The 20,574-nt window shown below is 72.4% G+C and carries 15 protein-coding genes; all 15 read left to right on the top strand.

Going from position 1 to position 20,574, the window contains the following annotated elements:
• Positions 1-61: 61 nt before the first annotated feature.
• The 15 genes from ACP4J3_RS37515 to ACP4J3_RS37445 are packed head-to-tail and all read left to right on the top strand — an operon-like array spanning position 62 to position 20,573.
• Positions 62-1,390 carry a nucleotide sugar dehydrogenase gene (locus ACP4J3_RS37515; protein WP_426540796.1) on the top strand — a complete coding sequence of 443 codons (1,329 nt, stop codon included), beginning with the start codon at positions 62-64 and terminating at the stop codon, positions 1,388-1,390.
• Complete coding sequence (locus ACP4J3_RS37510) at positions 1,380-2,636, top strand: glycosyltransferase family 4 protein (protein WP_426540795.1); 1,257 nt, start codon at positions 1,380-1,382, stop codon at positions 2,634-2,636. Before ACP4J3_RS37515 ends, ACP4J3_RS37510 begins: the two co-directional genes overlap by 11 nt.
• The gene (locus ACP4J3_RS37505) at positions 2,633-4,003 is read left to right on the top strand and encodes a Wzz/FepE/Etk N-terminal domain-containing protein (protein ID WP_426540794.1); all 1,371 of its coding nucleotides are present in this window, start codon (positions 2,633-2,635) and stop codon (positions 4,001-4,003) included. The genes ACP4J3_RS37510 and ACP4J3_RS37505 overlap by 4 nt, the downstream gene beginning before the upstream one ends.
• Positions 4,000-5,550, top strand: coding sequence for a Wzz/FepE/Etk N-terminal domain-containing protein (locus tag ACP4J3_RS37500; RefSeq protein WP_426540793.1), 1,551 nt, complete (start codon positions 4,000-4,002; stop codon positions 5,548-5,550). Before ACP4J3_RS37505 ends, ACP4J3_RS37500 begins: the two co-directional genes overlap by 4 nt.
• A gap of 3 nt (positions 5,551-5,553) precedes the next feature.
• Entirely contained in the window at positions 5,554-7,470 is a 1,917-nt protein-coding gene (gene asnB, locus ACP4J3_RS37495; protein WP_426540792.1) for an asparagine synthase (glutamine-hydrolyzing), read from the top strand.
• Between the two features lie 25 nt (positions 7,471-7,495).
• The gene (locus ACP4J3_RS37490) at positions 7,496-9,673 is read left to right on the top strand and encodes a bi-domain-containing oxidoreductase (protein WP_426540791.1); all 2,178 of its coding nucleotides are present in this window, start codon (positions 7,496-7,498) and stop codon (positions 9,671-9,673) included.
• Positions 9,670-11,607 (top strand): alginate lyase family protein, encoded by a 1,938-nt coding sequence (locus tag ACP4J3_RS37485; protein WP_426540790.1) that lies wholly within the window; start codon positions 9,670-9,672, stop codon positions 11,605-11,607. Before ACP4J3_RS37490 ends, ACP4J3_RS37485 begins: the two co-directional genes overlap by 4 nt.
• An 8-nt stretch (positions 11,608-11,615) precedes the next feature.
• Entirely contained in the window at positions 11,616-13,145 is a 1,530-nt protein-coding gene (locus ACP4J3_RS37480) for a right-handed parallel beta-helix repeat-containing protein (RefSeq protein WP_426540789.1), read from the top strand.
• Between the two features lies 1 nt (position 13,146).
• Positions 13,147-14,379, top strand: a complete 1,233-nt coding sequence (locus ACP4J3_RS37475; protein ID WP_426540788.1) for an O-antigen ligase domain-containing protein — start codon at positions 13,147-13,149, stop codon at positions 14,377-14,379.
• A gap of 8 nt (positions 14,380-14,387) precedes the next feature.
• Positions 14,388-15,599: a glycosyltransferase gene (locus tag ACP4J3_RS37470; RefSeq protein ID WP_426540787.1), complete on the top strand. Its 1,212-nt coding sequence runs from the start codon at positions 14,388-14,390 to the stop codon at positions 15,597-15,599.
• Positions 15,596-16,828, top strand: a complete 1,233-nt coding sequence (locus tag ACP4J3_RS37465; protein ID WP_426540786.1) for a methyltransferase domain-containing protein — start codon at positions 15,596-15,598, stop codon at positions 16,826-16,828. The genes ACP4J3_RS37470 and ACP4J3_RS37465 overlap by 4 nt, the downstream gene beginning before the upstream one ends.
• A 3-nt stretch (positions 16,829-16,831) precedes the next feature.
• A complete protein-coding gene (locus ACP4J3_RS37460) occupies positions 16,832-17,629 on the top strand; it encodes a glucose-1-phosphate cytidylyltransferase (protein WP_426540785.1) in 798 nt (265 codons plus the stop codon).
• Positions 17,626-18,273 (top strand): PIG-L deacetylase family protein, encoded by a 648-nt coding sequence (locus ACP4J3_RS37455; RefSeq protein WP_426540784.1) that lies wholly within the window; start codon positions 17,626-17,628, stop codon positions 18,271-18,273. Before ACP4J3_RS37460 ends, ACP4J3_RS37455 begins: the two co-directional genes overlap by 4 nt.
• A 3-nt stretch (positions 18,274-18,276) precedes the next feature.
• Positions 18,277-19,302, top strand: a complete 1,026-nt coding sequence (locus ACP4J3_RS37450) for an NAD-dependent epimerase/dehydratase family protein (RefSeq protein ID WP_426540783.1) — start codon at positions 18,277-18,279, stop codon at positions 19,300-19,302.
• On the top strand, positions 19,299-20,573 hold the full coding sequence (locus tag ACP4J3_RS37445; protein ID WP_426540782.1) for a DUF4910 domain-containing protein: 1,275 nt from the start codon (positions 19,299-19,301) through the stop codon (positions 20,571-20,573). Before ACP4J3_RS37450 ends, ACP4J3_RS37445 begins: the two co-directional genes overlap by 4 nt.
• The last annotated feature ends 1 nt before the right edge of the window (position 20,574 follow it).

The raw sequence follows: 20,574 nt of genomic DNA, 5'->3' as shown, positions 1-20,574 counted from the left end.
GTCGTCCGGCCGGCGCACGGACGGCAGGCCGCGAGGGCCTGCCCGGGGGGAGGAACGGGTCATGAGAATAAGCGTCCTGGGGCTCGGCTATGTGGGCTGTGTGTCGGCCGCGTGCCTGGCGAGCCAGGGGCACGACGTCATCGGGGTGGACGTCAACCAGGTGAAGGTCGACCTGGTCAACGACGGCAAGGCCCCGGTGGTCGAGGAGCGGATCGGCGAGCTGGTCGCCGAGGCCGTGCGGGCCGGGTCGTTGCGCGCCACCGGCGACGTCCGCGAGGCGATCATGGGCAGTGAGGTGTCGCTGGTCTGCGTGGGCACGCCGTCGGAGTCCAACGGCAGCCTGTGCACCACGTACTTGGAGCGGGTCACCGAGCAGATCGGCGCCGCGCTGGCCGAGCGGGGCAAGCAGGGGGGCCGGCACACCGTCGTGTTCCGCAGCACCATGCTCCCGGGCACCTGCCTGAACCTGCTGGTACCGATCCTGGAGAAGTACGTCGGCGGCACGGCCGGGGTGGACTTCGGGGTCGCGGTCAACCCGGAGTTCCTGCGCGAGGGCACCAGCGTGCGGGACTTCTTCGACCCTCCCAAGACCGTCATCGGCGAACTCGACCCGGCGAGCGGCGACGCGGTGGCGGCGCTGTACGACGGCCTGCCCGGCGAGGTGTTCCGGGTGCCGGTCCCGACGGCCGAGGCGATCAAGTACGCCGACAACGCGTTCCACGGCCTCAAGATCGGCTTCGCGAACGAGCTGGGCGCGGTGTGCCAGGCGCTCGGGGTGGACTCGCACCAGGTGATGGACGTGTTCCTGGCCGACCGCAAGCTGAACATCAGCCCCGCCTATCTGCGGCCCGGCTTCGCCTTCGGCGGTTCCTGCCTGCCCAAGGACCTGCGCAGCCTGGTCCACGCGGCGCGGCGGGCCGACGTCTCGGTGCCGATCCTCTCCCATGTGCTGCCCTCCAACTCCGACCATCTGCAGCGCGCGGTGGAGCTGGTCGAGCGCACCGGCAAGCGCCGGGTGGGGCTGTTCGGGCTGTCCTTCAAACCCGGCACCGACGACCTCCGCGAGAGCCCGCTCGTCGAGCTGGCGGAGCGGCTCTTCGGCAAGGGCTACGACCTGCGGATCCACGACGCCAATGTGAGCCTGTCCCGGCTGATCGGCGCGAACCGCGAGTACATCGAGACCCGGCTGCCGCACCTCGCGCAGTTGCTCGCGGACTCCGTCGACGAGGTGCTCGAGCACGCCGAGGTGTGCCTGGTCGGGACCAGGGATCCGGACGTGCTGTCGGCTCTGCCCCATGGCGGCGAGGGCCCCGTGATCGTCGATCTCGTCCGCCTCCCCGACGCCGAGGCGCGCCGGGCCGAACCGGGGTACATGGGCCTTGCTTGGTGACACGGTCGGCACAGGCCGACGCGCGCTGATCCTCGTAGAAAACCTGTCGGTGCCGTTCGACCGGCGGGTGTGGCAGGAGTGCACGACGCTGCGCGACGCGGGCTGGGAGGTGCACGTCATCTGTCCTCGGGGGAGCAAGCGGGACACGGAGCCGGAGGCGGAGATCGACGGGGTGCGGATCCACCGCTACCCGCTCAGCGCGGCCACCGGAGGGCCGGCCGGCTATCTGCGGGAGTACGCAGCGGCGCTCTGGCACACGGTCCGGCTGGCCCGGAAGGTCGGCCCGGTCGACGTGGTGCACGCCTGCAACCCGCCCGATCTGCTGTTCCTGCCGGCGCTGTGGCTGAAGCGGCGCGGCGCGCGGTTCGTCTTCGACCAGCACGACCTGGTACCCGAGCTGTATCTCTCCCGGTTCGGCCGCGGAAAGGACCTGCTGTACCGCGCCGTGTGCGCGCTGGAGCGGATGACCTACCGGAGCGCGGACGTCGTACTCGCCACGAACGAGAGCTACCGGGACGTCGCGGTGCGCCGTGGCGGCCGGCGCCCCGAGGACGTCTTCGTGGTGCGCAGCGCGCCCGACGTCGACCGGTTCCACCCCGTCCCGCCCGAGCCGGAGTTGAAGCGCGGCAAGCCCCATCTGCTGTGCTACCTCGGCGTCATGGGCCCGCAGGACGGGGTCGACTACGCCTTGCGGGCCCTGGCGAAGCTGCGCGACGAGCTCGGGCGGAGCGACTGGCACGCGGTGTTCGTCGGCGCCGGCGACACCTTCGAGGCGATGGTGGAGCTGTCCCGGCGGCTCGGGCTCGCGGAGCAGGTGCAGTTCACCGGGCGCATTCCGGACGCCGACCTGGCGCGCTACCTGTCCACCGCGGACGTGTGCCTCTCCCCCGACCCGCGCAATCCGCTCAACGACGTGTCGACCATGAACAAGGTCCTGGAGTACATGGTGATGGGCCGGCCGATCGTCTCGTTCGACCTGAAGGAGGCGCGCGTCTCCGCCGGTGACGCCGCCCTCTACGCGCCCGCCAACGACGAGGCCGAGTTCGCGAAGCTCATCGCGGTGCTGCTGGACGATCCGGAGCAGCGGGCCAGGATGGGCAGGACCGGCCAGGACCGGGTCGGCGGCCCGCTGTCCTGGCGGAACTCGCAAACGTCGCTGCTCGCCGCCTACGCCGCTGCCTGCCGTGACCACACTCCGGTGTCGGGGCACGGCCCGGACCGGGCAAGAAGGAGGCCGCGCCATTGAGCGATGACACGATACGCCTGGTCACGATCGGGCGGATGATCCGTCGGCGCCGGCGGCTTCTCACCGTCCTCGCCCTGGTGGGTGCGCTCGTCGGCTACGGCGCCTCCCTGCTCTTCCCGCCGCGTTACACGACGTCGGCCTCGGTACTGCTGCCAGGGGCGTGGGAGGAGCGCGAGCTGCTGACCCAGACGGAGATCGCGACCAGTTCGGTGGTGGTCGACCGGGTGGCCGCCACGCTCGACTGGTCCGGGGTCGGCGCCAGCGAGCTGCGGGACCGGGTGAGCGCCGAGGCCGCCGACGGGAACATCATCAAGATCTCCGGCACGGCCGACACTCCGAAGCGCGCGCAGCAGCTCTCCGACCAGGTGGCCGAGCAGTTCGTCGCGTTCGCGGCGCGGATCGCGGGCGAGGACACCGACGCCGAAGCGGCGGCGCGGCCCGAGGCGCTGCGGCAGATGGTGGTGCGGACCAGCCGCCGTATCACCGAGCTGGCCGACGCGGCCGATCCGGGGCGGACCGTGGAGAGCGTGCAGACCCGCACCGAGCTGGCGAAGCTGCGCACCGCGCTGCAGGAGGCCATCACCAAGCTGGACCAGGCCGACTCGGCGGCCGGCAAGGCCAACATGGTCGTCATGGGCCCGGCGGCCCGGCCGACCGGCGAGGCCCCGCCGACGAGGCTGCAGCTCATCGTCGCCGGGGCGGTGCTGTTCTTCCTGCTCACGGTCGTCGGCCATCTCACCGCCGCGCGGATGAGTCGCCGGCTGCGCACCGAGCCGGAGATCACCGCGGCGCTGGGCGCGGCGCTGCTGGGGACCGTCGACGTACCCGGTGGCCGGCCCGCACACCGGCCGGAAGGACGTGGCCCGCGGGCCCGGATCCGCCGGCTGCTGGGCCTGGACATCCGGTGGGACCTACCGACCCCGCGGACGTCCGGCGACGAGGCCGGCCTGCGGATCCGCTACCGCCGGGTGTGCGCCCGGCTCCGGGACCGGCTGCCGGCCGCCCGGCGGCTGCTGGTCGTCGTCCCGGACGGCGACGAGGTCGCCCGCCGCGCCGCCGAGCGGCTCCTCGCCGAGGCCGGGGGCGATCCGCTGCTGCGGGTGGTGGGGGTCTCGGAGTCCCGGCCGCTGGTGCCGGACCGCGACGACGAGTCCGGTGCCCTGGTCGTGCTCAGCGCGGGCGGCTCGACCGCGGGCGAGCTCGCCGGCATCGCCGAGGCGTGTGCGGACGCGGGGCACGAGATCGTCGGCATCGTCCTCGCGGGCGCGGTCCGGGGCCGTCCGGCGCGCTCTGCCGACCGTCCCCGGGAGGCCGCCGCCGTGCCGGCGCTCGCGGTGGGCGACGACTCGACGGGAGGTTCGAGGTGACGAGCACGACTTCGGAGGCGTCGGCCGCCGCTCCCCTCCTTGACCTGCACGCACTGGTGGTGGCGGTGCGCAGGCGGCGCCGCCTGTGGTGTTCCGTGGCGCTGCTGGGGCTGCTCGTCGGCGCGGGCGTGGCGGTCCTGATGCCACCGCCGCCGACCGCGGTGACCAAGGTGCTGGTCGCGCACGAGGAGGACCAGCCCAGCGACCCCGGAACGCTGATCCGCACCGATGCCGCACTGCTGCACACCACGCGGATCGCCGACAAGGCCCTGCGGTCCCTCGAATCCCCGGAGAAACCGGCGGACTTCATGAAGGACTACGAGGGCACCGGGCTGACCAACAACCTGCTCCAGATCACTGCCACGGGTGACAGCGACGCGGAAGCGGTGGCCCGCGCCAAGGCGCTGGCCGACGCGTTCGTCGCGGACCACGTGAAGCGGATCCAGCAGGCCGCGGACGCCGAGGCCAAGACCCTGCTCGACCAGCGTGACCGGATGCGGGACGAACTCGCCGAGGTCAACGAGGAGATCGGGCAAGGACCGCCGCAGAGCGGGCCGGAGGCGTCGGCGAACATGGAGTCGCTCTTCGCCCGCCGGGCCGAACTCACCTCGCGCATCTCCGACTTCGACCAGCGCGCCGCAGAAGCGCGCACCGGCACGCCCCAGCTCATCGCCCGCACCCAGATCGTGGACGCCCCGCGCGCGGTGGAGCTCTCCCTGCCCAGGACCGCTGCCACCAACGCCGGCATCGGGCTCGTCCTGGGGCTGGTCCTCGGGCTCGCGGTGGCCGCGGTCGGCGCGGTCGTGGCGGACCGCCCCGTGCTGCGCCGGGAGATCGCGGCGAACCTCGGCGCCTCGGTCATCGCGGAACTGCCCCGCAGGACGGCCCGGCTCTGGCGGCGCCGACGGACCCGGGCGGCGCGCGAACGGCTCACGGTGATGCTGGCCCGCACCGTGCGTGGCTCCGCGGAACCGGTGTCGCTGCTGGAACTGGGCTGTGCGCGCGGCGCGAGCGTGATCGCCCTGGACGTCGCCAGGGCACTGGCGGCGGACGGGCCCGTGGTGATCGTCGACGCTCTGCCCGGCTCGCAGCTCGCGGGCCGCCGCCGCAGGCCGGGAGACCCGGCCGTGGTCAGCGGCGAGCGTGCCGCGGCCGTGCCGCAGCAGGAGCGCCGGCTCGGCGTCGGCTCGGTGGCGCCCGGCGCGGCGTGGACCGACCTGCGGTACCTCGGCACCCGGACCGTGCTCGTCGTACGGGCCGGGCACGGCAGCGCGGCATGGCTGCACACCGTGGCACGGCAGCTCGCGGACCTGAGCATTCCGGTGATCGGTGTGGTGCTGATCGACCCCGATCCGCGCGACCGGACCGACGGCACGCTGTGGGACGGGCTGCACACCGCGCTGCGCGGCCACAGCGAGCGGCCGGCCCGGCAGAACGGTGGGGGTACCTCCCACGCCGTTCAGGCAGTGGGGGAAGGACGGCTGCCTACGGAGCGGCAGCCGATGTGGGCGGGACGGGGCCCGGACAGCGACCAGGAGGCGCGGTAGTACATGTGTGGCATCGCAGGCACGTACCGATGGCCGGACGGAAAGGCCGTGACCGACCGGCTCGCCGACACCCTCGCCCACCGCGGCCCGGACGGGGCGGGCCGGTACAGCCACCGCGCCGGTGACGGCGAGGTGCACCTCGGGCACCGCCGGCTGGCCATCATCGACCTGTCCGACACCGGCGCCCAGCCGATGGTCTCGGGCGGCCTCGCCCTGTCGTACAACGGCGAGCTGTACAACGCGCCCGAGCTGCGTGCCGAACTGACCGCCACCGGGGTGCGCTTCCGCGGCACCTCCGACACCGAGGTTCTGCTCGAGGCCTGGCGGCGCTGGGGCACCGACTGTCTGCCCCGGCTGCGCGGCATGTTCGCGCTGGCGGTCTTCGACGAGCGCACCGGTGAGCTGGTGCTCGCCCGCGACCAGCTCGGCATCAAGCCGCTGTTCCTGCTCCGGCGCGGCGCGGGCCTGGTGTTCGCCTCCGAGCTCAAGGCGCTCGCCGCCGTGACGGGCGGGTCGCTGGAGGTGGACCATGCGGCGCTGGTGGCCTCGCTCCTCTACTACTGGGTGCCGGACTCGCGCTGCGCGTTCCGCGAGGCGGAGAAGCTGCCGCCGGGGAGCTGGCTGCGGATACGGCCCGACGGCCGGGTGGAGCGCGGCCGGTACTTCAGCCTCCGGGACGTCGCCCACGAGGGCCGGGGCAGCGAGCCGCCGGACCTGGCCGCCGTCGTCGAGGAGTCGACCCGGCGCCATCTGCTCTCCGACGTCCCCGTGGCGACGTTCCTCTCCGGCGGCCTCGACTCCAGCTACCTGACCGCGCTGGCGGCCCGTCATCAGCCCGGGATCTCCGCCTACACGATCGGATTCCGCGCCGAGGACGCCAAGTTCGAGGCGATGCCGGACGACCTGCGCTACGCCCGGCAGGTGGCCCAGCGGTTCGGCGTCGATCTGCACGAGATCGAGATCGCCCCGAACGTGCTCGACCTGCTGCCGCGGATGACGTACCACCTGGACGAGCCGATCGGCGACCCCGCCGCCATCAACACCTTCCTGATCTGCTCGGCCGCCCGGGAGGCCGGGGTCAAGGTGATGCTCTCCGGGATGGGCGCCGACGAGCTGTTCGCCGGCTACCGCAAGCACCTGGCCAACCTGATCGCGCTGCGCTACCAGCGCGTCCCCAGGCCGCTGCGGCGCGGGGTGTCGGCGGCCGTCGACAAGCTGCCGGTCGCCACGTCCCGCCGGGGCTACCGGTCGGTGCGCTTCGCGAAGCGGTTCCTCTCCTTCGCCGAGCTGCCGGAGGAGACCGCGTTCCGGCGCAGCTACACCATGTACGACCGGGGCGAGCTGCTCGCCCTGCTCGATCCGGACCTGGCCCCGGCGGTCGAGGACGTGCTGAGCGAGCACGCGGACGTCTACCGGGACAACGAGCTCGACGACTTCGTCAACCGCATGTGCCTGGGCGACGCCCGGATGTTCCTGCCGGGTCTGAACCTCACGTACACGGACCGCTCCAGCATGGCCGCCTCGACCGAGGTGCGGGTGCCGTACGTGGACGTCGAGGTGGTCAAGGCGGCGTTCGCCGTGCCCGGCGACCGCAAGATCGTCGGACGGCAGGGCAAGGCCGTCCTCAAGGAGGCGGCCACCTCGATCCTGCCCCGGGAGATCGTCTACCGCCCCAAGGGCCTGTTCAGCGCCCCGCTGCGGGCCTGGATGAGCCGGGACCTGGCACCGCTGGTGCGTGAGGTGATCAACGACGGCGAGCTGGTCCGCTCCGGGTTCCTGCGCCGCGACGCGCTGATGCGGCTCGCCGCCGAGGACGCCGCCGGGCAGCGGGACTTCTCCAAGCATCTGTGGCATGTGCTGACCCTCGAGTACTGGTATCGCGGCGCGACCTCTGGCTCCGGTCAGAGGCAGGCCGCCTGACGGCGTGGAATACAAGGGGACCTTGGTGAAACAGGTTGTGCAGAACTACAAGAGCGGCGAGCTGGCGCTGCTCGACGTGCCGGTGCCGGGCTGCAAGCCGGGCGGTGTGCTGGTCCGCACCGCCTACTCGCTGATCTCCACCGGGACCGAGCTGATGAAGGTCTCCGAGGCCGGCATGTCGATGGTGGGCAAGGCCCGCTCCCGGCCGGACCAGGTGGCCAAGGTCATGCAGAGCGTGGCGACCAACGGGGTGCCCGCCACCTACCGCAAGGTGATGGGCAAGCTGGACTCCTACACGCCGCTGGGCTACTCGCTGTGCGGGGTGGTCGAGCAGGTCGGCGCCGGGATCGACGACGTGGCGGTCGGCGACCTCGTGGCCTGCGCGGGCAACGAGCACGCGCTGCACGCCGAGTTGAACTGGGTGCCGAAGAACCTCTACGCCCGGGTGCCGGACGGACTCGCGCCCCGGCACGCGGCCTTCGGCACCGTCGGGTCGATCGCGTTGCAGGGCGTGCGCCGCGGCGAGCCACAGCTCGGTGACACGGCGCTGGTCATCGGCCTCGGGCTGATCGGGCAGCTCGTGGTGCAGTTGCTGGCCGCTTCGGGGGTCAAGGTCGTCGGGGTCGACCCCGACCCGGCGCGCTGCGAACTCGCCGAGCGTCTGGGCGCGGCGGCCTGCGGCGACCCCGAGTCCCCGGCCGTGGAGAACTACGTCGCCGAGGTCACCGGCGGTCACGGCGTGGACCAGGTGTATCTGGCCGCCGGCGGCGGCAGCAACCAGCCCGTCGAGCTGGCCGCCCGGTTGAGCCGGGACCGCGGCCGGGTCGTCGACATCGGCAAGTGCCGCCTGGACCTGCCGTGGAACGCGTACTACGAGAAGGAGCTCGACGTCCGCTTCTCCCGCAGCTACGGCCCCGGGCGCTACGACCCGGAGTACGAGCTGGAGGGCCGCGACTACCCGATCGGCTACGTGCGCTGGACCGAGCGCCGCAACCTGGCGTGCTTCCTCGATCTCGTCGCCCGTGGCCGCGTCGACGTGGAGCCCCTGGTCTCCCACATCGCCGACTTCGACGACGCCGTCGAGACGTACCAGAGCCTGAAGGACGGCGACCTGAAGGCCGTGGCCGTGCTGTTCCGGTACCTCGGAGACGTGGCCGAAGCGCAGGCCCCGGCAGTGGCCGTGCCCGCGGTGAGCGTGCGGCCGGGTCCGGTCCGGGCCGCCGGGACGCCGGTGCGGCTCGCGTTCGTCGGCGCGGGCAACTACGCGACGTCGATGCTGCTGCCGCACCTGATTCAGCGCGACGGCGTCGAGCTGTCGACGGTCGTCACCACGACGGCGCTGTCCGCGGCCAACGCGCAGCGGAAGTTCGGCTTCGCCGAGGCGACCACCGATCTCGACGCCGTGCTCGGCGACAAGTCCATCGACGCGGTGTTCGTGGTCACCCGCCACAGCTCGCACGCCGAACTGACCCGCAAGGCGCTGCTGGCGGGCAAGGCGGTGTTCGTGGAGAAGCCGCTGGCCCTCACCGAGGACGAGCTGGCCGGCGTGCTCGCGGCGGTGGAGGAGTCCGGCAACGACCGGCTCCAGGTGGGCTTCAACCGCCGGTTCGCGCCGCTGCTGCTTCAGGCCAGGCAGCGGTTCGGCGCCCGCACCGGTCCGGCGAGCCTGCGCTACCTGGTCAACGCGGGGCAACTGCAGCACGGCAGCTGGTACCTCCAGCAGGCCACCGAGGGCTCGCGGTTCGCCGGCGAGGGCGGGCACTTCATCGACACGGCGAGCTGGCTGCTCGGGGCCGACCCGGTCTCGCTGTACGCCGTCGCCACGTCCAAGAACGAGGACCTCCAGGTCGTACTGCGCTACTCCGACGGGTCCACCGCCACCATCAGCTACGTCACCACGGGCGCGCCCGGCTTCCCCAAGGAGACGCTGGACATGGTCGCGGACGGCAAGGTGCTGCGGCTCGACGACTTCGTCCGGGCCGCCGTGTACGACGGCCGCCGCAAGCAGTGGGTCGGTTCGCGGCTGCCCAAGGCCCGGGACAAGGGCCAGAACGCCGAGCTGGCCGCGTTCGTCAAGGCCGTGCGGACCGGCGGGCCGATGCCGGTGCCGCTTCAGTCGCTGGTCGCCACCACGGCGGCCACCCTCGCCGTGCAGTCCGGCCTGGCGGCCGGTGCCCCGGTGACGTTGGCGGGGGCGCGATGAGCATGAGCCCGGGCTGGTACCTGCGCCGGCTGTCCCGGATGGGACCGCGGGAGGTCGCGGGCCGGGTCGGCGACGCGGTGCGCAGACGGCGGTGGCGGTCGGCGCGGCTCGACTGCCCGAGCGTGAGCGGCGCCCGGTTCACCGCGGTGCTGCCCGCCGGGACGGTCGCCGCGGTGCCGCCGGACGCCGCGAAACGTCTCATCGCCGAGGCGGACCGGCTGCTGGCCGGGCACGCCGAGTACTTCGGGGTGGACCGCGACGATCTGGCCGCTCCGGACTGGTGGTACGACCCGAAGACCGGGCGCCGGGCGCCGTCGGGCTACGCCTTCGACGTGCCGTACCGCGACGAGGACGTGGTCGGGGACATCAAGCAGATCTGGGAGCCGTCCCGGCACCAGTACCTCACCGTGCTCGCCGCCGCCTACGCGATCACCGGGAACGAGCGGTACGCCGAGCGCGTGGCCGAGCACCTGCGGTCGTGGTGGGCGGCCAACCCGCCGCTGCGCGGAGTGCACTGGATCAGCGGCATCGAGCTGGGGATCCGGCTGCTGTCCTGGGTGTGGATCCGCCGGCTGCTCGACGGCTGGCCGGGCGCGGCCTCTGTGTTCGAGGACAACCCGGTGGCGCGGAACCAGATCTGGCACCACCAGCGCTGGCTGGCCGCCTTCCCCAGCCGGGGGTCGTCGGCGAACAACCACGTCATCGCCGAGGCCGCCGGGCAGTTCGCCGCGGCCTGCGCGTTCGGATGGTTCCCCTCCTCGGCGCGCTGGCGGGCCGACGCGCTGCGGTCGCTGGAGCGGCACCTGCGCGGCAACACCTTCGCCTCCGGCCTCAACCGCGAGCTGGCCACCGAGTATCACGGCCTGGTGCTGGAGCTGGGCCTGGCCGCGGTGGCCGAGGCGGATGCCGCGGGCGTGCCGGTCCCCGCGTCGGTCCGGCTGGTGCTGCTGCGGATGACCGACGCGCTCGCGGCCGTCGTGGACAGCCGGTTGCGGCCGCCGCGCCAGGGGGACGCGGACGACGGGCACGGTCTGGTCGTCGACGGTGCGGGCACCGACCGCTGGGGCTCGCTCCTTGCCACCGGGGACGCCGTGTTCGGCCGGCTCGGCTGGTGGCCGGAGGTGACCGGCACCGATGTGCGCACCCCGCTGCTGGCCGCGCTCATCAAGCCCGCCGCACTGTCCGTGACCCGCCCGGCGGGCCGCCCGGCCCACTTCGCCGACGCGGGGCTGACCATCCTGCGCGGTCCCGGCGAGATCTGGTGCCGCTGCGACGGCGGTCCGCACGGCTTCCTGTCCATCGCCGCGCACGCCCACGCGGACGCGCTGTCCGTGGAGGTCCGGCACGACGGGGTCGACGTGCTCGCCGACCCGGGGACGTACTGCTACCACGGGCAGCCCGAGTGGCGGCGGTACTTCCGGTCGACCCTCGGCCACAACACCCTGCAACTGGACGGCGCGGACCAGTCGGTCTCCGGCGGCCCGTTCCTGTGGACCCGGCATGCCCGCACCCGCGTCCTGACCGCCGACGCCTCCCGCTGGTGTGCCGAGCACGACGGTTACCAGGGCTCGGTGCACCGCCGCCGGGTGGAGCTGACGGCCGCGAGCCGGGAGCTGAGGGTGGTCGACGAGGTCCGCGGCCCGCACAACTCGCGCCGCGCCGTGCGCCTGGCGTTCCACCTCGGCCCGGCGATCGCCGCGGACCTGACGGGCCATCGGGCACAGCTCACCTGGACCCGGGACGGCGAGGACCGCTCCGCGGTGCTCGACCTGCCCGGGGAGCTGTCCTGGCGGACACATCGCGGCGAGACCGAACCGCCGCTGGGCTGGTACTCCCCCGGATTCGGGCGCAAGGAGCCCACCACGACGCTGGTCGGCACCGGCTTCACCGTCGGCGCGCAGGACTTCACCACCGTCCTCGGGTTCGGCGGCTAGGGGGGCGCGTGGGGATCGGGAAACGGCACTGGGCGTGGGCGGCGGCACCGCTGACGCTGGCACTGCTGGCGGCGACCGGCTGTGAGGGGTCGAGCACGTCGGACGCCGGGGCGAAGCCGACCGCCGCGCCGTCGTCCACACCCGTGGCCCGGGTGTGCGCCAAGCCGGCGGCCGGGCCGGCCAAGCCGCCGGCGGGCGCGGTGACGGTCGACCCCACGGTGGTCGGCGACCTGGCCGCGAAGACCAGGAGCAACCCCCCGAACACCACGTTCTGGCTCCGCCCGGGCAAGCACCGGCTCGAACCGGACCGCTACGCCCAGGTCGTCCCCAAGGAGGGGAACCGCTACCTCGGCGCGCCGGGCGCGGTGCTCGACGGCCGGAAGAAGAACCAGTACGCGTTCGGCGGCAGGGCGGACGACGTCACCATCCAGCACCTGACCGTGCAGCGCTTCGTCGCGCCGCCCGACGAGGGCGTGGTCAACCATGACTCGGCCGACGGATGGGTGATCGAGCACGCGACGATCCGGGACAACTCCGGTGCCGGGCTGATGGCCGGTGCCCGTCAGCGGGTCCGCGCGAGCTGTCTGCGCGACAACGGCCAGTACGGCATGAACGCGTACAAGGCCGACGGCCGTATCACCGGCCTGGTGGTCGAGGGCAACGAGATCGTGGGCAACAACACCGACGACTGGGAGCGGCGCCGGGAGGGCTGCGGCTGCACCGGAGGCATCAAGTTCTGGGCCGTCGACGGCGCCGACGTGCGCGGCAACTGGGTGCACGACAACCGCGGAACCGGGTTGTGGGCGGACACCAACAACAACGACTTCCGCATCGAGGACAACGTGCTCGAGGCCAACGACGGGGCCGCCCTGATCTACGAGACCAGCTACAACGCGGTCATCCGGAACAACACGATCCGGCGCAACAACTGGGTCGAGGGGCGCAGGCAGGCCGACGGCGGCGACAACTTCCCGTTCGCGACCGTCTACGTGTCCGAGTCCGGCGGCGAACCCCGGATCAAGGCCCGCACGGACAAGATCGAGATCTACCGGAACGTACTGGAGAACAACTGGTCCGGGATCACCCTGTGGGAGAACGCCGACCGGTTCTGCAACAGCCCGGCCAACACCTCGTCCGGTGACTGCACGCTGCTGGTGAAGGACACCGACCGCTGCGTGCGGCCGGCGATCGCCACCGCACCGCTCTACGCCGACTGCCGGTGGAAGACCCAGCGGGTGGACATCCACGACAACCGCTTCGTGCTGGACAAGTCCGTCGTCGACTGCACGGTGAAGTGCGACCGCATGGCGGTCCTCGCCAACTACGGCACCTACCCGGACTGGTCGCCGTACCAGGGCGAGCGGGTGGCCGAGGCGATCACCCGGGGGCAGCACAACCGCTGGCACGACAACACCTACCTCGGGCCGTGGCAGTTCGTGGCCCACGACCCGAGCCGGGTGCTCGACTTCGGGCAGTGGCGGTCCGCGCCGTACCGGCAGGACGCGGGGAGCACCTTCCGCGCACGGGACGGTGGTTGAGATGGCCGGGGATCACACACCGAAGATCGTCGGGACGGTCTGGGGGCTGCTGGTCCTCAACACCCTCGGCTCCGCCGGGGCGAAGACCATCGTCCCGCTGCCCCGCTCCCTCATCCAGATGGTCACCATGGGCGCGCTGGTCGCCGCGTTCACGCTGGCGCTCGCCGTCAATCTCCGGCTGCGCATCCGGCCCAGCGCCTACGTGTTCCTGCTCACCCTGCTGCTGGTGCCGAGCGTGATCGCCAGCGCGCACCTGGAGTCCGGGTTCGGAGCGCTGTTCCGTTGTGCCCGGCTGGCGCTGTTCGTCGGCACGCTGTGGCTGCTCACCCGCTGGTGGGACGGCGGCCTGACGTTCGTCCGGCACCACATCCGGATGTACTTCGCGGTGCTCGGTTCGGTGGCCGCCGGCCTGGTCATCTCGCCGGGCGCGGCCTTGCCCGAGCTGTACGGCGGGCGCCTGGTCGGCGCGCTGTGGCCGCTCACCCCGCCGCAGATCGGACAGTACGCCGCGGTGATCACCGGGCTCACCGTGCTGCTCGTGCTGGGCCGCCGGACCGACCGGGGCAGCGCGGCGGTGGTCATCGTGCCGTCGCTCGTCCTGCTCGCGCTGACCCATACCCGGACGGCCACGCTCGGCCTGCTCATCGCGTTGACGTTGGCGATCGGCTCGCTCGTCCTGACCAGCGCCGCCGCCCGCCGGTTCTTCGCCTGGGCGGTGGTGTGCGCCGCCGTGGCCGCGGTGGGGTTCGGCTCCGCGCTGCGCTCGTGGTTCCTGCGCGGACAGAGCCAGGAGCACTTCACCAGCCTCACCGGCCGGCAGAAGGTCTGGGACGCCCTGCTGGCGGCGCCCCGGACGACGTCGGAGCGGTTGTTCGGCATGGGCTTGGGCGACAAGTCGTTCGGCGGGCTGCCCATCGACAACAGTTGGCTGGCCGTCTACCACGAACAGGGTCTGACCGGCACCGTCATCGTGGCGGCGTTCGTCCTCGTGCTGGGCGGCGTCGCGCTGCTGCGCCCTCCGTCGCTGCCGAGGGCCTGCGCGATCTTCCTGATCACTTACTGCGCGATCGCGTCGTACACCGAGGCCGGTCTCGGCGACGCCTCGCCGTATCTACTGCATCTGGCCGTGGCCGCCTCGCTGCTGGCGGCGGCACCGGCCGCGGCCACGCCCCTGCCGGCACCCGCGGCGGCCCCGCAACGACGTGTCCCGCGCTGGGCCCAGGATCGGAGGTGACCCCGAGCATGCATGTCCTGGTGGTGCACAACCGCTACGCCTCGGCGCAGCCGAGCGGGGAGAACAAGGTCGTCGACCAGGAGGTGGAACTGCTGCGCGCGGCCGGCCACCGGGTGGAGGTGTTCGAGCGGCGCAGCGACGACATCGCCGCCCGGTCCCTGCCGGCCAAGGCCGCGATACCGCTCCTCGTGCCGTGGAACCCGGCGGTCCGCAGGGAGCTCGCCGCCCGGCTGCGCGCCGAGCGGCCGGATGTGGTGCACGTCCACAACGTCTTCCCGCTCCTGTCGCCCGCGGTCCTGGCCGCCTGCGCCGACGCCGGTGTGCCCGCCGTCGCCACGCTGCACAACTACACCCAGGTCTGCCCGCCCGGCACGCTGCAGCGGGACGGCCGGCCGTGCGCCGAGTGCGTCGGGTCGGCGGCGCCGCTGCCCGCCGTCCGGCACGGCTGCTACCGCGACTCCCGCCTTGCGACGGTGCCGCTCGCGGTGAGCCTGTCGGTCAACCGGCGGCGGTGGTGGTCCGGCGTGGAGCGGTTCCTGTGCATCTCCGCGGCGCAGCGCGAGGTACTGGTGCGCTCCGGCATGCCGGCCGAGCGGCTGGCGGTCAAGCACAACTTCGTGCCGGACCCGGACGACCGCCGATCGGGCGCCGGCGAGCATCTGCTCTACCTCGGCCGGCTCGCTCCGGCCAAGGGCGTACGGCTGCTCATGGCCGCGTGGGACGAGATCGCCGCGAGCGGCGGTGTGGGCGTGCCGCTGGTGATCGCCGGCGCCGGGCCGCTGGAGCGGGAGGTGACCGCCTGGGCGGCGGGCCGCGACGACGTGCGCCACGTCGGTCTGCTGGACCCGGCGGAGAGCCGGAAGGCCGTCGCGCGGTCGGTCGCCGTGGTGGCTCCCTCGACCTGGCTGGAGGCGTTCGGCCTGGTGGTCGTGGAGGCGATGGCGGCCGGGGTGCCGGTCGTGGCAGCCGGTCACGGCGCGTTCGTCGAACTCGTCGAGGACGGGGTGACCGGGCTGCTGCACCGGCCGGGCGATGCCGCCTCGCTCGCGTCCCGGATGCGCCGGATCGCGGCCGGGCCGGGTCGCAACCGGGAGATGGGCCAGGCGGCCCGGCGCCGTTACGAGCAGGGTTTCAGCCCGGCCGTCGGCCTTGAGCGCCTGGTGGAGGAGTACCGCACCGCGATCGCGGGTCGGACGGAATCAATGGGGGGCAGTAGATGACACGATGCCGACTCTGCGGCTCGGCGGCGCTGGCGAGCGTCGTCGACCTCGGGGCGACGCCACCGTGTGAGAGCTTTCTCGCCGCGGACCAACTGGACCTGCCGGAGCCGGCATACCCGCTGCATCTGCGGGTCTGCACCGACTGCTGGCTCGCGCAGATCCCGCCGCTGATCACGCCGGAGGAGACGTTCAAGGAGTACGCGTACTTCTCCTCGTACTCGACCTCCTGGGTGGAGCACGCGCGAACCTTCGTCGCCGACGCCGTACAGCGGCTGGAGCTGAGCCCCGACGCCTTCGTGGTCGAGGTCGCGAGCAACGACGGGTACCTGCTGAAGCACGTGGCGGACCGGGGGATCCGCTGCCTCGGCATCGAGCCGTCGGTGAACGTCGGCGCCGCGGCGCGGGACGCGGGGGTGCCCACGCTCACCGAGTTCCTGACCCCGGACACCGGCTCGGCGGTCCGCGCCGAACACGGCCCGGCGGACCTGGTCGTGGCCAACAACGTGTACGCGCACATCCCCGACGTGGTCGGGTTCACCCAGGGGCTGCGCACCCTGGTCGCCGACGACGGCTGGGTCTCCATCGAGGTGCAGCACCTGCTGACCCTGATCGAGCAGAACCAGTACGACACGATCTACCACGAGCACTTCCAGTACTACACAGTCGCCTCCGCGATCCGGGCGCTGGCGAGCGGCGGCCTCTCGCTCGTGGACGTCGAACTGCTGCCCACACACGGCGGCTCCATCCGGCTGTGGGCCCGGCCCACCGAGGTGGCCGGCGAGCCGACCCGGCGGGTGGCCGACGTACTGGACCGGGAGAAGGCCGCCGGACTCCAGGAGCTGTCGGGATACACCGAGTTCACCGCCAGGGTGGCCAAGGTGCGCCGGGACCTGCTGAAGTTCCTCATCGAGGCGGCCGAGCGCGGCCAGACGGTCGTCGGCTACGGCGCCCCCGGCAAGGGCAACACCCTGCTCAACCACTGCGGCATCCGGCCCGACCTGCTCCCGTACACGGTCGACCGCAACCCCTACAAGCACGGCAGGTTCACCCCGGGCACCCGCATCCCCGTCCTGCCGCCCGAGCGGATAGCCGCCGACCGACCGGACTACGTGCTCGTCCTCCCGTGGAACCTGCGGGCCGAGCTGATCGAGCAACTGTCCTTCGTGCACGACTGGGGCGGCCGACTGGTCTTTCCCATCCCGGAGCTGAGCATTGTCGAGGTGAGGTAGGTCATGAAGGTCGTTCTGTTCTGCGGCGGTTACGGGATGCGGATGCGCAGCGGATCCTCCGACGACGTGCCCAAGCCGATGGCGATGGTCGGCCCACGGCCGCTGATCTGGCACGTCATGCGCTACTACGCGTACTTCGGGCACACGGAGTTCATCCTGTGCCTGGGCTACGGGGCGCACCACATCAAGGACTTCTTCCTCAACTACGAGGAGACGACGTCCAACGACTTCGTGCTGCGTAACGGGCGCACCGAGCTGCTGTCCACCGACATCGCCGACTGGACGATCACGTTCGCGCAGACCGGCATCGAGTCACCGATCGGGGAGCGGCTGCGCCGGGTGCGGCACCACCTGGACGGCGACGAGATGTTCCTCGCCAACTACGCCGACGTGCTCACCGACGCCCCGCTGCCGCAGATGATCGACTCCTTCGCGCAGCGCGACGCGGGCGCGTCGATGATGGTGGTGCCGCCGCAGTCCTCGTTCCACTGCGTGGACCTGGGCGAGGACGGACTGGTCGGGGGCATCACCGCGGTGAGCGACATGCCGCTGTGGGAGAACGGCGGCTACTTCGTGCTCCGCCAGGAGGTCTTCGACCACATACCTCAGGGCGGGGACCTGGTCGCCGACGGCTGCGCCCAACTGGCCAAGCGTGGCCGTCTGGTGGCGCACCGGCACCGCGGCTTCTGGAAGCCGACCGACACCGTGAAGGAGCGGGCCGCGCTGGACGCCGCCTACGCCCGGGGCGAGCGCCCGTGGGCCGTGTGGGAACGGGACGACGTCGCGGGGGTACGGGCATGATCCGGCTCGGCACCGGGCGCCTGGACCGGATCGTCGCGGTCGGCGCGCACTGCGACGACATCGCCATCGGCGCGGGCGGCACGCTGCTGACGCTGTGCCTCGCGCGGCCGGGTGTCCGCGTCGACGCGCTGGTGCTCTCCGGCGGCGGCAGCGAGCGCGAGCAGGAGGAGCAGGCCGCGCTCGCCGCCTTCTGCCCGGGCGCCGACCTGCGGCCGACCGTGCTCAAGCTGCCGGACGGGCGGATGCCCGCGCACTGGGACGAGGCCAAGTCCGCGGTCGAGGAGCTGCGCGAGCGCACCGAGCCGGACCTGGTGCTGGCCCCGCGCACCGACGACGCCCACCAGGATCACCGCGGCCTGGCGAAGCTGGTGACCACCGGATTCCGCGACCACCTCGTGCTCGGCTACGAGATCGTCAAGTGGGACGGCGACCTGGGCCGTCCGGTGGCGTACCAGCCGCTGTCGCCGGAGATCGCCGAACGGAAGGTGCGGCTGCTGCAGGAGCACTACCCCTCGCAGCGGCACCGGCCCTGGTACGACCGGGAGGCCTTCCTGGGCCTCGCGCGGATCCGCGGCATCGAATGCCACGAGCGCTACGCCGAAGCGTTCGCCGCCACCAAACTCACTCTCAACCTGGGGGGTTGAACCTTGCGCGTACTGCTCACCGGACACCAGGGCTACCTGGGCACCGCGATGGCCCCGGTCCTCGCCGCCGCCGGGCACGAGGTCGTCGGCCTCGACGCCGGCCTGTTCGCCGACTGCGTCCTCGGTCCGACACCCACGGACCCGCAGGGTCACCGGGTGGACCTGCGCGACGTCACGGCCGAGCACCTGGCCGGGGTGGACGCCGTGATCCACCTGGCCGCGCTCTCCAACGACCCGCTGGGATCGCTGGCGCCGGAACTCACCTACGACATCAACCACCACGCGTCCGTACGGCTCGCCCGGTTGGCCCGCGACGCCGGAGTGCGGCGCTTCCTGTACGCCTCGACCTGCTCGGTGTACGGCGCCGCCGGCGGCGACGACCTGGTGGGCGAGGACGCCCCGCTGCGCCCGGTGACGCCGTACGCGGAGTCCAAGGTGCGGGTGGAGGACAACCTGCACGCGCTGGCCGACGGCGACTTCACCCCCGTGTTCATGCGCAATGCCACCGCCTTCGGCTACTCACCCCGGCTGCGCGCCGACATCGTGCTGAACAACCTGGTGGGCCACGCGCTGCTGTCCGGCGAGGTGTTGGTGCTCTCCGACGGCACCCCCTGGCGCCCGCTGGTGCACGCCGCCGACATCGCACGGGCCTTCACGGCCGCGCTGACCGCGCCGCGCGAAGCGGTGCACGACCGGGCGTTCAACATCGGCAGCGAGATCAACAACGTCACGGTCGCCGAGATCGCCGGGCAGGTCGCCGAGGCGGTGGACGGCTCCAAGGTGGTGATCACCGGGGAGACCGGCGCCGATCCGCGGTCGTACCGGGTGGACTTCTCCCGGTTCCGCGCCGCGATCCCCGGCTTCGACTGCGAGTGGACGGTGAAGCGGGGCGCGCTCGAACTCGCCGACGCCTACCGGAAACACGGGCTGACCCGGGAGGACTTCGACCAGCGCTTCACCCGGCTCGCCGTGCTGCGCGCGGCGTCCGAGGCCGGTGCCGTGGACGACACCCTGCGGTGGCGCCGATGACCACGGTCGGCGCCGAGATGTACTCCCTGGTGGAGCGGATGTACCCGCTCTGCCGGAGCATCACGGGCGACGGTGTGCGCGCCACCCTGGACATCGTCGGCGAGTACATCCCGCTGGAGATGCACGAGGTCCCGACCGGGACGCAAGTGCTCGACTGGACGGTGCCGCAGGAGTGGAACATCCGCGACGCGTACATCGCCGACGCCACCGGCCACCGGGTCGTCGACTTCGCCGAGTCCAGCCTGCACGTGCTCGGCTACAGCGTGCCGGTGTCGCGGACCATGCCGCTGGCCGAACTCCGCGCACACCTGCACACCCTGCCGGACCACCCGTCCTGGGTGCCGTACCGCACCAGCTACTACCAGCCGGAATGGGGGTTCTGCCTGGCCCAGGAGACCCTGGACGCGCTGCCGGACGGCGACTACGAGGTGTGCGTCGACTCCACCCTCGCGGACGGCCACCTCACCTACGCCGAGCATGTGATCCCGGGTCAGGTCCCCGACGAGGTGATCGTCTCGTCCCACGTCTGCCACCCGTCGCTGGCCAACGACAACCTGGCCGGCATCGCGGTGGCGACGTTCCTGGCCCGGACGCTGGCGGAACGAACCCCGTACTACACCTACCGATTCGTCTTCGCGCCCGGCACCATCGGGGCGATCACCTGGCTGGCCCGCAACGCGGAGCGGGTGGAGCGGGTCAAGCACGGGCTGGTGCTGGCCTGCGCGGGCGACTCGGGCCGGTTGACGTACAAGCAGAGCAGGCGCGGCGACGCGGAGATCGACCGCGTGATGCGACACGTCTTGGCCGCCTCCGAACGCCCGCACCACGTCACCGAGTTCACTCCCTACGGCTACGACGAGCGGCAATTCTGCTCGCCCGGGTTCGATCTCGGCGTGGGCTCGCTCAGCCGGACCCCGTACGCCGGCTACCCCGAGTACCACACCTCGGCGGACAACCTGGACTTCGTCTCCCCCGAGGCGATGGCGGACACGCTCGCCGTCTGCCGCGAGGCGTTCGCCGTCCTCGACCGCAACCGGCGGTACCTCAACCTCAGTCCCTACGGCGAACCCCAGCTCGGTCGACGAGGGTTGTACGAAGCGCTCGGCGGCCGCAGCGACACCAAGCAGGCCCAGATGGCCATGCTCTGGGTGCTCAATCTCTCCGACGGCGAGCACAGTCTGCTGGACGTCGCCGAGCGGTCCGGACTGCCGTTCGACGCCGTCGCCGCCGCGGCCGACGCCCTGCGCGGCGCCGGGCTGATCAAGGCATGAC

Origin of the sequence: Streptomyces sp. UG1 (assembly GCF_049974585.1) — a bacterium.
GTDB lineage: Bacteria > Actinomycetota > Actinomycetes > Streptomycetales > Streptomycetaceae > Streptomyces.
The sequence above is the reverse complement of the archived record's forward strand: the minus strand, read 5'-3'. Positions and strand labels throughout refer to the sequence as shown.